Genomic DNA, 11,930 nt, shown 5'->3' on the forward strand with positions numbered 1-11,930 from the left:
ACCCTCACCGGTCAGCGCGGCAGGGCGCTGAAGTCGGGCTGCCTCAGCCGCCTCGGCCAGGACATCGGATCGCTCGTCCGCGCGGCACCACCCGGTCGCACGGTCGCGAAGGTCAGGCCACTGGTTCCCGGCATGCTCGCCCCGGGAACGCTCACCGCCAGGGTGTTCTCGTGCCTGCCCGCGATCCACAGAACACCCGTGGCGGCGATGTTCGCGATCTGGTCGGCCAGCGGCCACGGGAAACGCACGAGCGCGGGACCGCCGGGCAGTTCGGCGATCCCGGCGACGTGATGCCCTCGCTGCCACGGGAACAACGTCATGGGCACCGGCCTCCACTCGTGCGAGTTCCTCACGGCCTTGACCACGTCCCGCTCGCGCAGACGCAACTCGACGGCCCCAGGGAACGAAAGCAGGCCGGTGGCGAACAGAGCGGCCGCGACCAGACCCGTCGGCGAAGGCATCAGCAGGGTCACGCCGAGCAGCAGGACGATGACCACCAGCACGATCACGTGCATCGCCCAGAGGAAAGGGGTCTGCGAGCGGATCATCCTGACGGCGGCTTGGATCCGCTCGTCGTCCGCCGGCCGGACGCGCGGGCGTTCGAGACGGTTCCCTGCCCGGAACTCGCCGCGCACGACCTCGGCCGGGCACGCCCACGTCGAGCCCGCGACCCTGACCAGCGCGTGGCCACGTGCGTCCGGGCCGCGGACGAAGACCTCCTGCCGCTCCCGCACCACCTCCAGCAGGCCGCCGAACGAGCCCTTCAACGCCTGCCCGTCGAGCAACAGGTGATCGTTCGTCTCCGCGACGGCCGCGGGCACGCGCCGCCACGGTTCGTCCAGCAGCCTGCTGCGGCGCGCGCGGCGCAGCGGCAAAGTCGGCAACCACGACGACGGCAACGTGAGCAGCGAGAAGGCCAGTGCGAACCTCGCCAGCGTGTTGCCCGGCGACTCCGGCGCGAAGAACGTGGCCACGAACGTGACCACGCTGAGGACCGCGACGACGCGGTCCACGGTGGGCGTCCGGATGGCGGCAAACGCCAGCCGGGTAGACCAGTCGTCCTTCGCGGGCACGTCCGTCCGCGGTTCCAGGTAGTGCAGCACCAGCCCCCAGCTATGCCTTGGCGGCCACCTCCCGGATGAGGTTCGCGAGTTCGGCGGGCCGCTCCAGCGGAAGCATATGACCCGCGTCCGGCAAGATCACCGACGTTCCGCCGAACTTCACCGCGTCCGACTCCGCCACGAGCCGGTCCTCGTCCCCCACGACGGCGACGACGGCCTTCTCCTTGGCCACGGTCAGCCCGGCCTCGCGGTCGTAGCGGTCCACGGCGGGCCGGAACAGCGCGACCGTCTCCGGCCAGTGCCCCCACACCATGTCCGCCGTCAGGTCGACGTCCTCGTCCGCCGGCTCGTCGCCGAACAGCCACCACCGCAGCCCGGCGGTCTTGGTCGGCTCGATCTTCTCCCGCACCGCGCGCACGATCGGGCCGAACGCCCGTTCCAGCTCCCGCACGAGCTTCCCGACGGCCTTGGGCCACGCGAGCGACGTCTCGGACAGGCCGCTCGCCGCCGTGGACACGAAGACGTTGCCCAGCACCCGTTGCCGGAACAGCCGCGGCCTGCGTTCGGCCATCGCGAGCGCGGCCATGCCGCCCATCGAGTGCCCGGCGATCACGACCTGGCCCTGCGGCACCGCGCGTTCGATCAGCTCGCCCAGGTCCTCGCCGAGCTGGTCGATCGTGGCCGTCTCCTTGGACGCGCCGTCCGACCTGCCGTGGCCGCGGTGGTCGTAGGCGATGACCTGGAACTCGGGGCTCAGTTGCTCGACGACCTTGTGCCAGCTGCGGTGGTCGAGGGCGTAGCCGTGTGCGAGCACGACCGTCACCGGTGCCTCGGGGTCGCCCGCGCGCAGCACGTTGAGCTCGGTTCCGTCTTCCAGCCGCACCATGCGGAGTTCCTTTCGCCGTGTCGTCTGTTCGTCCTAACGAGACGACCCGGCGCAAGGACACGCCCTAAACGCGGCCGAGCACCACATCGGGCGGCATCTGGCCGCCACCGACGCCCGGCACACCGCGGAAGTCGTAGGCCGTCGCCTTCCCGCCGGGCTGGATGATCCACGCCTCCCCCGGTCCTCCCTCGGCCAGCACCGACTGCACGGCCTCCGCGACGTCCGAGGGCGTCAGCAACGGGAACGAGGCCGCGGCGAACTCCTCCTTCGCCGCGCCCAGCAGCAACGTGTCGACGAACCCGGGGCACAGCGCGGAGACCGTGATGTTGTCGCCCGCCAGCGCCTTGCCCGCCGCCCGCGCGTACCCGACGACCGCGTGCTTGGTCAGCGTGTACAGCGGATCGGTCGGCATCGCGGTGATGCCCGCCAGCGAGGCCGTGATCACGACCTTCCCGCCGCCCTGCCGCCGCAACGCCGGCACGGCCGCGCAGAGCCCGTACACGACGTGGTCGACGTTGACGCCGACCAGTTTGCGGTAACGGGCGACGTCCAGCGCGTCGTCCACACCGGTCTGCCCGCCACCGATCCCGGCGTTGAGGTGCACGACGTCGAGGCGGCCGAGCTCCTTCTCCACCTGTGCCACGGCGGCGGGCATGGTCGCGGGATCGCTGACGTCACCGGCGATGGCGATGCCGCCCACCGCGGACGCGACCCGGTGCGCACCGGCGGCGTCGACGTCGAGCACCGCCACCTTCGCCCCGAGCTTCGCGAGCCGGCGCGCCACGGCGGCGCCGATCCCTCCGGCGCCGCCCGTGACCAACGCGACCCGGCCGGTCAAGTCCACAGTGGTCACGGCGGTCTCCTCAGCTGTTGCGCAGGAATCGGTCGAGGACCCGGACGCCGAACTTCAGGGCGTCCACCGGCACGCGCTCGTCCACGCCGTGGAAGAGCCCGGAGAAGTCGAGGTCGGCGGGCAGCTTCAGCGGCGAGAAGCCGAAGTTGCGGATGCCGAGCGTCTGGAACGACTTGGCGTCCGTGCCGCCGGAGAGCATGTAGGGCAGCACGCGAGCGCCGGGGTCCTCGGCGATGATCGACGCCGTCATCGCGTCGACCAGGGCGCCGTCGAACGTCGTCTCGACCGGCGGCAGGCCGATCCACTCGCGTTCCACGTCCGGGCCGAGCAGTTCGGCGAGCTCGCGGTCGAACGCCTCCTCGCGGCCCGGCAGGATCCGGCAGTCCACAGTGGCCTCGGCGGTCGACGGGATGACGTTCGCCTTGTACCCGGCGGAGAGCATCGTCGGGTTCGCCGTGTCGCGCAGCGTCGCGCCGATCATCCGCGACAGCGCGCCGAGCTTGCCGATCGAGCCCTCGATGTCGTCGTCCGGGAACTCGAGACCGGTGATCTCGGTGACGCCGTCGAGGAACTCGCGCACGGACGGGCGGATGATCAGCGGCCACTGGTGCTGGTCGAGCTTGGTGACGGCGGCGGCGAGCTTGGCCACGGCGTTGTCGCGGTGGATCATGCTGCCGTGCCCGGCGGTGCCCTTGACGCGCAGCTTGAGCCAGCGGATGCCCTTCTCCGCGGTCTCGACGAGGTACGCGCGGACGTCGTCCTTGAGCGTGATCGAGAACCCGCCGACCTCGCTGATCGCCTCCGTGACGCCCTCGAACAGCTCGGGCCGGTTCTCCACCAGCCACTTCGCGCCGTAGAGGCCGCCCGCCTCCTCGTCGGCGAGGAACGCGAACACGATGTCGCGCGGCGGCACGACGTTCTCGCGCTTGAAGTGCCGGGCCAGGGCCAGCGTCATGCCGACCATGTCCTTCATGTCGACCGCGCCGCGGCCCCACACGTACCCGTCCTGCACGGCTCCGGAGAACGGGTGCACCGACCACTCCGAGGCGTCGGCGGGCACCACGTCGAGGTGGCCGTGCACGAGCAGCGCGCCACGGCTGGGATCAGCACCTTGAAGGCGCGCGACGACGTTGCCGCGGCCTTTGGCGCCCGACTCCACGTAGGTCGTCTCGTAGCCGACCTCGGACAGCTTCTCCGCCACCCACTCGGCGGCCGCGCGCTCCCCCACGACCGTCGCGGGATCACCCGTGTTCGTCGTGTCGATCCTGATCAGCTCACTGACGAGGGTGACGACCTCGTCCTCCGCCAGTGCCAGTGCGTTCCCCGTTGTGCTCACCCCGTCTTCCTACCATCCGTCAGAACACCGACCAGCCCGTGAGAGTGGTGAAACGGTCCAGCGCGTCGACGCCCGCGACGGAGTTGCCGCGTGCGTCCAATGCTGGACTCCAGACGCAGATCGCGCACTTCCCGGGAACGACGGCGATGATCCCGCCGCCGACGCCGCTCTTGCCGGGCAGGCCGACGCGGTAGGCGAACTGGCCGGCGGCGTCGTAGGTGCCGCACGTGAGCATGACGGCGTTGACGCGCTTGGCGCCGCTGACGCCGAGCAGCCGGGTGCCGTCGTTGCGGACGCCGTGGCGGGCGAGGAAGAGGGTGGCGCGGGCAAGATCAGCGCAGCTCATCGCGATCGAGCACTGCCGCACGTACTCGTGCAGCACCACGTCGACGGGGTTGCGCATGTTGCCGTAGGAGGCCATGAAGTGCGCGAGCGCGCGGTTGCGATCGCTGTGGTCCAGCTCGGACTTGGCGACCTCGGGGTCGACGTCCAGTGCCGGGTTGCCGCTCTCCTGCCGCAGGAAGTCGAGCAGCCGGTCCGCGGCGCCGAGGCCGAGGTGGTCGGTGACGACGACCGCGCCCGCGTTGATGAACGGGTTGCGCGGGATGCCCTGCTCGGTCTCCAGCTGGACCAGCGAGTTGAACGGTGACCCGGACGGCTCGCGGCCGACGCGGGTCCACACGTCGTCGTTCTCGGCGAGGGCCAGAGCCAGCGTGAACGCCTTGGAGATGCTCTGGATCGAGAACGGCCTGTCGTACTGCCCCGCGCCGAAGACCTCGCCGTCCAGGGTGGCGACGGCGAGGCCGAAGGCGTGCGGGTCGATCCTGGCCAGTGCGGGGATGTAGTCGGCTACGGCACCACCTGGCGTGACCTCTGAGGCGATGCGGTCCACCAGCTGCTGCAGTTCCATGCGCTCATCCCATCACGGGACGAGGATCACGCCACCGTGAACTCGTAGAACTTGGTGGGCTGGCCCGCGACGACGGTGCAGGGGACGTGGACGACGCCGATCCAGGTCGGCTCGCCGTTGTCGTAGCGCGGCGTCAGCGCCAGGTCCGCGTTGCCGAGGTTGATCGACGTCGTGCCGGCGTTGGCCAGCGTCAGCGCGGGCAAGGTGCCGCTGGCGACGACCTGGAACGTGCCGGACGAGGGAACCGGCGTGTTCGGGATGGTCAGCGTCGACGACAGGTTCTGGACGCTGCCCGCGTTGTCCACGGCGATGTTCGTGGTGAGCGTGCCATCGACGGAACGGCCGCCGATCCACCACAGCGTGTTGCGGACGTCGTCGGACACGGTGGACGTCACCGTCGCCGACGCCGGCGCGGTCGGCACCCCGACGGCGGCCGAGTCCGGCAGGTTCGGTGAGCTGACCACGGTCGGCACGTCGTGCGTGCCCGCGACCGAGAACTGGCACGAGTAGGTGAGGCTCAGCTCGGCGGTCGCGGCGGAACTCGTGCCGGCCGTCGCCACGCCCAGTGCTCCGGCAACCATCAGAACTGCGGCTGCGCGCGTGAAAAGTCCGGTCTTCATCTGCAGGGACCTCCTGAGTACGTCATTGAACTGCAAGAAGGCGAAGTTGCGTTACTCGTCAGTAAAGTAGCCAGCTTCGATTCGGCAAGGCAAGCGAAAACCGGCTTTTATCACCTGCGTACGAAATGACTTCCCGGTGTTTGTCAGTCGCGCAGCAACAAATAGTGCGCGCGCAGGGCGAGTTCGAGGTTGAACCGCTCCTGCGCGTCGTGCATTCGGTCGCCGAAGAGTTCGTCCAACTGGTTGACGCGGTACCGCACGGTCTGCGGATGCACCTTCAGCCGGGCGGCGACCTCGGGCGCCCCGCCCCGCGCCGACAGCCACACCAGCAGCGTCTCGGCGAGCTTGGTGCGTTGCAGATCGGTGAGCGGGGCGAGCGGCGCCAGCGCCCGTTCAGCGAGCTGCCTGGCGAGGAACTCGTCCGCGAGCACGGTCAGTTCGACGATGTGGTCGGCGCAGTCGAGGACCGGCCGGTCCGGCAGCACCTTCTCCCTGGAGAGGGCGAGGACCCGGCGTGCGCAGGCCAGTGACCTGCGCACGTCCTGAGGGGCCACGGGCAGACCGACCGCCGCCCGCCATCCCGGCAGTGCCCCGCGCAGCCAGCGCGTCACCGCGGCCGGGTTCGGCACCAGCAGGTACGGCGTGGTGTCCTCGAAGTTGACCAGCACGTCGGCCGGCAGGTCGTCCGCGGGCGCGGCGGACGGCTCGAGCGCCACCGCGACCAGCCGGTCCGGCATCGGCCAGGCCGCCGCCCGCGCCGCGTCCAGCACCGCCTGCCAGTTGCCGGCGGAATCGGCGACGAGCAGCTCCATCAGCTTGCGCCGCTTGCGTTCCAGCGTGCCCGCCGCACTCGCCTGCGCGGCCGCGTACCCCTCGACCGACAGGCTCACCAGCTCGTCGACGTGGGCGAACATCGCCTCCCCCAGCACCGACATGAGGCGCAGCGACAGCTCGCGCCGCTCGGCGAACCCGCAGACGTGCCGCCACGCCACCCGCGCGCCGATCCGGTAGGCGGCCTGCAGGCTGTCGAGGCTGCGCCCGGACTTGAACTCCCACGCCCCGAGCGTGCGGTGGATGTCGTCGTGCGGATCGGGTTCGGCATCCGGCGCGGCGATGCGGTCGACGAACTTCACCAATGCCTGCCGGATTCCGTCGACCACGTTGTCCCGGAACGTGCTGTATTCCGGAATCGATTTCTCGATCGCCTCGAAAATGCTCACCGAAACAGGTGCGACTTCCATTCGGAGCAACGGCGCCAGTTCGCGCGGGACCGATCTGCGCGGATCGTCCAGCCCAGTCACGCTGGCGAGTGTAGGAGCAAAACGGAACCGGGTCGTTCAGCCAACTGGACCAAATGGTTCACAGGAAGAACAGCCGTGCGATCGCATCACGTGCGACCAGGAACCCGGCGATGCCGAGAATCCAGCCCGTCGCACTCGCCCCCTTCTCCGCGAACCAGGTGCTGATCCTCGTGAGGAACGGCTCGATCCTCTCGCGCAGGGCCAGCCTGCCGGCGAGCAGGAGGAGGGCCGGCACGATCATGACCAGGCAGTATCCGGCGAGCAGCAGCCAGACCTGGCCCGCGTTCAGGTCGGCGGCGCTCATCATCCCGATCGCACCCAGGTAGGGCAGCATCGTCGCGAGCTCGACCACGCCCGCCAGCACCGCGACGCCGGCGAGCGCCGGCGTCGATCCACTGGTGCGGCTCCGCCACTTCCCCGTGTCCAGCTTCTTCTTGCTGTCGAAGCGGAAACTGATCGCGAACAGGAAGACGCCGATCACCAGCTGGGCCCAGTCGACCACCTTGCCGTCGAGGTGACCGACCACCTGCGAGGCGCCCAGCACGATCAGAACGCCGACCACGAAGTAGAAGACCGTGATCGTGCCGAGGTAAACGGCGAACCTGCTCGCCTTCAGCCGCCCCGGCGTGAGCATCAGCCAGATCGGGATGAACAACGTCCCGATGCTCGTCGAGTCGAGCAGCGCCAGTCCCGCCAGCGCCGCCACCAGTCCCAGTGTCATGTGCTCCCCCACAGTCGTTCGAGGTGGCGGCCGATCACGCGCGCCGCCACCTCCCCCGTCATCACTTCGGGCTCCAGCGCGCGTTGCACCGTCACCCCGTCGACCAGGGCCGCGAGCCCGACGGCCTCCCCGCCGTCCAGGCCCGCGACCTCCAGCACGTGCCGGCACAGATCCCTGATCTCGCGCGCGCCCTCAACGTGCCGTTGGAGCAGCACGGGATTCGCCGCCGCACGAGCAGCGAACGCGAGCCACACCCGTGCGCGCGCCGCGTCGTCCACGAGCGCGATGGCGCACAACGCCTTGTGCAGCCGTTCCTGGAGACTCCCCTCCTGCGCCAGGACCGCCCGCACGCTCGCCGTGAGCTCCTCGGTGAGCTGGTCCTGCGCGAACAGCAGCAGCTCGTCCTTGCTGCGGAAGTACTTCTGCAGCAGGCCCGTGGTGGCACCCAGCTCCCTGGCGATCCTGGGCAGGCTCGCCGCGTCCAGCCCCTCGGCGTCGACCACCCGGTAGAGGGCGGCCACCACCTGGTGGCGCCGTTCGACGGGATCCGCGTGTTTTGGCACAGTCGTCAGATTACGGTCTTAATCTGATCATCGCAAGCGCGACGGCGTGCAACTGACCGACACCGGGCACGTGCTCCTGCGGCACGCGGGCCTCGTTCTCGCGCGACGGGACCACCGCTTCTCTCGTACGTGCACTGCGTGCGCGCACGGTGGACATCGCGGTGCTGGCGTCCGAACCGGCGTCCGTGGTGGCGGACGCGCTCGTCATCCGCACCCACCCGTGAGTCATGACATCTGTCATGGGGAACTGATGTGTGACGGCACTGCCGGTTGACCGTTTCTCCCGAGATCGTTCACTCATGACAGCGATCGAGGTGCGGGGGCTGACTCGCCGGTACAGCGGAGGTTTCGAAGCTGTACGGGGCGTGTCATTTGATGTGGAGCGGGGCGAGATGTTCGCCCTGCTCGGCACGAACGGTGCGGGGAAGACCTCCACGGTGGAGGTGGTGGAAGGGCTCTCACGTCCGGCTGAGGGGTCCGTGCGCGTGCTGGGCCACGACCCGTTCGCGGAGCGCAAGCTCGTTCGGCCGCGGATGGGCGTGATGCTGCAGGAGGGCGGTTTCCCGCCCGACCTGACCGTGAACGAGGCGGCCCGGATGTGGGCGGGGACGCTGACGTCGCCGCGACCCGTCGACGAGGCGTTGTCGCTCGTCGACCTGGCTCATCGGGCGTCGGTGCGGGTGAAGCAGCTGTCCGGCGGTGAGCGCAGGCGGCTGGACCTGGCCCTGGCGTTGCTGGGGAAGCCGGAGGTGCTGTTCCTCGACGAGCCGACGACCGGGCTCGACCCGGAAAGCCGGCGCAACACGTGGGAGCTCATTCGCGCCCTGCTGCGCGAGGGCGTGACCGTGCTGCTGACCACGCACTACCTGGAGGAGGCGCAGGCGCTGGCCGACCGGCTGGCGATCATGCACCGCGGCCGGATCGTGGCGCAGGGAACGGTGTCCGAGGTGGTGGACGCGTATCCGTCGCGCATCTCGTTCGTGCCGCCGGCGGGGATCCCGCTGCCCGTCGTCGCCGACGTGGAGTCGTCGGGGCGCGTCACCGTGCGGACCAACGAACTGCAGTCCACCTTGCACGAGCTCCTGGTGTGGGCTCAGCACAACAACGTCGAACTGTCCGGTTTGGACGCCAGGTCGGCGTCGCTCGAAGAGGCGTTCCTGGCGATCGCGGAGGGTAGGGCGGCATGAGGGCCGTGGCTGTGGGACAGGCCGAGCTGAAGTTGTTCTGGCGCAACCGGACCGCGCTGTTCAACTCGTTGCTGCTGCCGTTGTTGCTGGCGCCGGTGCTGTACTCGGTGGACGCCGACGGCGTGCCGCTCGTCGTCGGGCTGATCGGGTTCGCGCTGCTGATGGCGGTGTACTACAACCTCGTGACGACGTTCGTGGCGCGGCGCGAGGAGCTGGTGCTCAAGCGGCTGCGTGTCGGCGAGCTGACCGATCCGGAGATCCTGGCCGGCGCCGCCCTGCCGTCCGTCGTGGTGGCCTTGGGGCAGATGGTGCTCTACACCGTGGTAGTCGGGGTGGTCACCGGCGTCGCGCTGCCGACGCGGCCGTGGTTCCTGCTGCTCGGCGTGCTCGGCGGCGTCGCGGTGTTCGTGCTGCTGGCGGCGGCGTCCTCGGCGTTCACCCGGACCGTGGAGATGGCGCAGGTGACGTCGTTGCCGGTGCTGATGGCGTGTCTGTTCGGCTCCGGCCTGATGTTCCCGCTCTCGGCGCTGCCCTCCGGGATCGCCTCAGTGCTGCAGTACCTGCCGCTGACGCCGGTGCTCGAACTGCTGCGCGCCGGGTGGGCCGACGGACCCGTGCTGAAGCCGTTGATCGTCCTGGCGGTGTGGATCGTCCTGGGGACCTACGCTGTGCAGCGGTGGTTCAGGTGGGATCCGCGGAGGTGAACTTGCTCGGCTGGTGGCGGTCGCGTGGCAACGCGGCGCGGTTCGACCTGTTCGTCCGCTACACGTTCTACCTCAGCTACGTGTTCCTGCCGCCGTTGCTGCTCACCGGCCTGGCCCCGGAGATCAGCACGGCCGCCCTGGTCGTGCTCGTCGCGGTGCTGCTGACCTACGTGGTGCTGAGCTGCCGCCTGGTCCACCTCGGCATCGAGCACCACCTGGGCCGGGGCCCGTTCCCCCGCACCCTGCTGACGACCTACCTGATCACCACCTGCGCGGCGCTGGCCGCCGGCGCACTGACCTACCCGGATCCGTTGCCCGGCAAGCCCGACAGCCCGGGCGACGGCATCTCGGTGATCTTCCTGGTCCTGGCGATCACCACCCTGTCCGCCGTGCTCCGCCCGCGCTACGTCGTGCTGGCGGCCCTGCTGGGCGGCGCCTGGATGCTGCTCACCGCCCCACCCGGCCACGCCCTGTTCGTCAGCCTGATGCTGCAGTTCCTGGTGGTCGCGTTCCGCTCGACCCTGTGGATGCTCGCGATCGTCTGGGAGCTCGACCGCTCCCGCGAAGTCCGCGCGAACCTGGCCGTGGCCGAAGAACGCCTCCGCTTCGCCCGCGACCTGCACGACGTGGTGGGCCGCAACCTCTCCGCTGTGGCCCTGAAGGCCGACCTGGCGGCCCAGCTGGCCCGCCGCGGCCGTTCCTCGTCGGCGGTGGACGAGATGCTGGAAGTCCGCCAGATCGCGCAGGACTCCCTGGACGAACTCCGCGAGGTGGTCAGCGGCTACCGAACCGCCGACCTCTCCGTGGAACTGGCAGGCGCCCGCTCACTCCTCGCCTCCGCGGGCATCGACTGCCGGGTGATAGGCGACGTGACGTTCGACGGCGAACCGGCCGGTGCCCTGGGCTGGGCGGTCCGCGAGGGCGTGACCAACGTCCTGCGCCACAGCGAGGCCAAGACGTGCACGATCACGTTGCGCGGCAAGGTCCTCACGATGACGAACGACGGCGTCTCGCTCAACGCGTTCCGCTTCGGCAGCGGCCTGACGGGCCTGCACGAACGCGTAGCGGCCCTGGGCGGCTCCGTAACGGCGACCCCGGAAGCCCCCAACCGCTTCGTCCTCACCGTGGAGCTCCCGTGATCCGCATCCTCCTGGCCGACGACGAACACCTGATCCGAGGCGCCATGGCGGCGTTGTTGTCGCTGGAAGACGACCTCGAGGTAGTGGCCCAAGCCGCCACGGGCGCCGAGGCAATAGCCACCGCCCGAGTGGTCCGCCCAGACGTGGCCGTGATCGACCTGCAAATGCCAGACCTCGACGGCGTAGCGGTAGCCCAGTCCCTCGCGCTCGAACTACCAACGTGCTCCACCATGATCGTCACCAGCCACGGCCGCCCAGGACACCTGAAACGCGCACTGGCAGCAGGAGTCCGAGGCTTCCTCCCGAAAACCGTCTCCTCGGACGTCCTGGCCACAGTGGTCAGAACCGTCCACACAGGCGGCCGCTACGTGGACCCGGCCCTGGCCGCCGAGGCCATCAGCGCCGGCGACAGCCCCCTGACCCCACGAGAAGCAGACGTCCTGGAACTAGCACTGGAAGGCGCCCCCATCGAGGAGATAGCCCGCCGTGCCTCCCTCTCCCCAGGCACAGTCCGCAACTACCTCTCCTCAGCCGTGGGCAAAACCGGCGCCTCAAACCGCCACGAAGCAGCCCGCTTCGCCAGGGCAAAGGGCTGGATCTAACTCTCCCACCACCGCAGAACCCTCATCGCGTAGAAGGTGAGCCACTT

Annotated in this window: 13 protein-coding genes; 4 read left to right on the plus strand and 9 right to left on the minus strand. The window is 69.8% G+C overall.

Translation table 11 applies throughout. From position 1 onward, the window contains the following. Positions 1-11: 11 nt before the first annotated feature. The 9 genes from SK571_RS39300 to SK571_RS39340 all read right to left on the minus strand — a co-directional run bounded on the left by SK571_RS39300 (position 12) and on the right by SK571_RS39340 (position 8,251). Positions 12-1,103 carry a hypothetical protein gene (locus SK571_RS39300; RefSeq protein WP_319989194.1) on the minus strand — a complete coding sequence of 364 codons (1,092 nt, stop codon included), beginning with the start codon at positions 1,101-1,103 and terminating at the stop codon, positions 12-14. A gap of 10 nt (positions 1,104-1,113) precedes the next feature. Beyond that, a complete protein-coding gene (locus SK571_RS39305; protein ID WP_319989195.1) occupies positions 1,114-1,947 on the minus strand; it encodes an alpha/beta fold hydrolase in 834 nt (277 codons plus the stop codon). 64 nt (positions 1,948-2,011) lie between these two features. Continuing rightward, a complete protein-coding gene (locus SK571_RS39310; RefSeq protein WP_319989196.1) occupies positions 2,012-2,800 on the minus strand; it encodes an SDR family oxidoreductase in 789 nt (262 codons plus the stop codon). A 10-nt stretch (positions 2,801-2,810) separates the two neighbouring features. Continuing rightward, positions 2,811-4,136 carry a M20/M25/M40 family metallo-hydrolase gene (locus SK571_RS39315; RefSeq protein ID WP_319989197.1) on the minus strand — a complete coding sequence of 442 codons (1,326 nt, stop codon included), beginning with the start codon at positions 4,134-4,136 and terminating at the stop codon, positions 2,811-2,813. Between the two features lie 19 nt (positions 4,137-4,155). Beyond that, complete coding sequence (locus SK571_RS39320; protein WP_319989198.1) at positions 4,156-5,046, minus strand: glutaminase; 891 nt, start codon at positions 5,044-5,046, stop codon at positions 4,156-4,158. 26 nt (positions 5,047-5,072) lie between these two features. Continuing rightward, on the minus strand, positions 5,073-5,666 hold the full coding sequence (locus SK571_RS39325) for a DUF6801 domain-containing protein (RefSeq protein WP_319989199.1): 594 nt from the start codon (positions 5,664-5,666) through the stop codon (positions 5,073-5,075). A gap of 143 nt (positions 5,667-5,809) precedes the next feature. Beyond that, positions 5,810-6,967, minus strand: a complete 1,158-nt coding sequence (locus tag SK571_RS39330) for a PucR family transcriptional regulator (protein ID WP_319989200.1) — start codon at positions 6,965-6,967, stop codon at positions 5,810-5,812. A gap of 58 nt (positions 6,968-7,025) precedes the next feature. After that, a complete protein-coding gene (locus SK571_RS39335) occupies positions 7,026-7,688 on the minus strand; it encodes a GAP family protein (protein WP_319989201.1) in 663 nt (220 codons plus the stop codon). Continuing rightward, complete coding sequence (locus tag SK571_RS39340) at positions 7,685-8,251, minus strand: TetR/AcrR family transcriptional regulator (protein WP_319989202.1); 567 nt, start codon at positions 8,249-8,251, stop codon at positions 7,685-7,687. The genes SK571_RS39335 and SK571_RS39340 overlap by 4 nt, the downstream gene beginning before the upstream one ends. A 299-nt stretch (positions 8,252-8,550) precedes the next feature. Between SK571_RS39340 and SK571_RS39345 the strand changes: the two genes are divergently transcribed. Genes SK571_RS39345 through SK571_RS39360 form a run of 4 tightly spaced genes read left to right on the plus strand, consistent with a single transcriptional unit; the run spans position 8,551 to position 11,883 of the window. Beyond that, positions 8,551-9,438, plus strand: a complete 888-nt coding sequence (locus tag SK571_RS39345; RefSeq protein ID WP_319989203.1) for an ABC transporter ATP-binding protein — start codon at positions 8,551-8,553, stop codon at positions 9,436-9,438. After that, positions 9,435-10,142: an ABC transporter permease gene (locus SK571_RS39350; RefSeq protein WP_319989204.1), complete on the plus strand. Its 708-nt coding sequence runs from the start codon at positions 9,435-9,437 to the stop codon at positions 10,140-10,142. The genes SK571_RS39345 and SK571_RS39350 overlap by 4 nt, the downstream gene beginning before the upstream one ends. Continuing rightward, positions 10,115-11,281, plus strand: coding sequence for a sensor histidine kinase (locus SK571_RS39355; protein ID WP_319989205.1), 1,167 nt, complete (start codon positions 10,115-10,117; stop codon positions 11,279-11,281). Before SK571_RS39350 ends, SK571_RS39355 begins: the two co-directional genes overlap by 28 nt. Beyond that, positions 11,278-11,883 (plus strand): response regulator transcription factor, encoded by a 606-nt coding sequence (locus tag SK571_RS39360; protein ID WP_030475129.1) that lies wholly within the window; start codon positions 11,278-11,280, stop codon positions 11,881-11,883. Before SK571_RS39355 ends, SK571_RS39360 begins: the two co-directional genes overlap by 4 nt. Positions 11,884-11,930 lie beyond the last annotated feature (47 nt).

The sequence above is a fragment of the Lentzea kristufekii genome, from assembly GCF_033949925.1.
Classification (GTDB): Bacteria; Actinomycetota; Actinomycetes; order Mycobacteriales; family Pseudonocardiaceae; genus Lentzea; species Lentzea kristufekii.

What these genes read in the sequence shown, in the direction of transcription:
- SK571_RS39325 (WP_319989199.1), bottom strand. Translation starts at nt 5,666, where the DNA reads ATGAAGACCGGACTTTTCACGCGCGCAGCCGCAGTTCTGATGGTTGCC.
- SK571_RS39350 (WP_319989204.1), top strand. Translation starts at nt 9,435, where the DNA reads ATGAGGGCCGTGGCTGTGGGACAGGCCGAGCTGAAGTTGTTCTGGCGC.
- SK571_RS39320 (WP_319989198.1), bottom strand. Translation starts at nt 5,046, where the DNA reads ATGGAACTGCAGCAGCTGGTGGACCGCATCGCCTCAGAGGTCACGCCA.
- SK571_RS39305 (WP_319989195.1), bottom strand. Translation starts at nt 1,947, where the DNA reads ATGGTGCGGCTGGAAGACGGAACCGAGCTCAACGTGCTGCGCGCGGGC.
- SK571_RS39335 (WP_319989201.1), bottom strand. Translation starts at nt 7,688, where the DNA reads ATGACACTGGGACTGGTGGCGGCGCTGGCGGGACTGGCGCTGCTCGAC.
- SK571_RS39345 (WP_319989203.1), top strand. Translation starts at nt 8,551, where the DNA reads ATGACAGCGATCGAGGTGCGGGGGCTGACTCGCCGGTACAGCGGAGGT.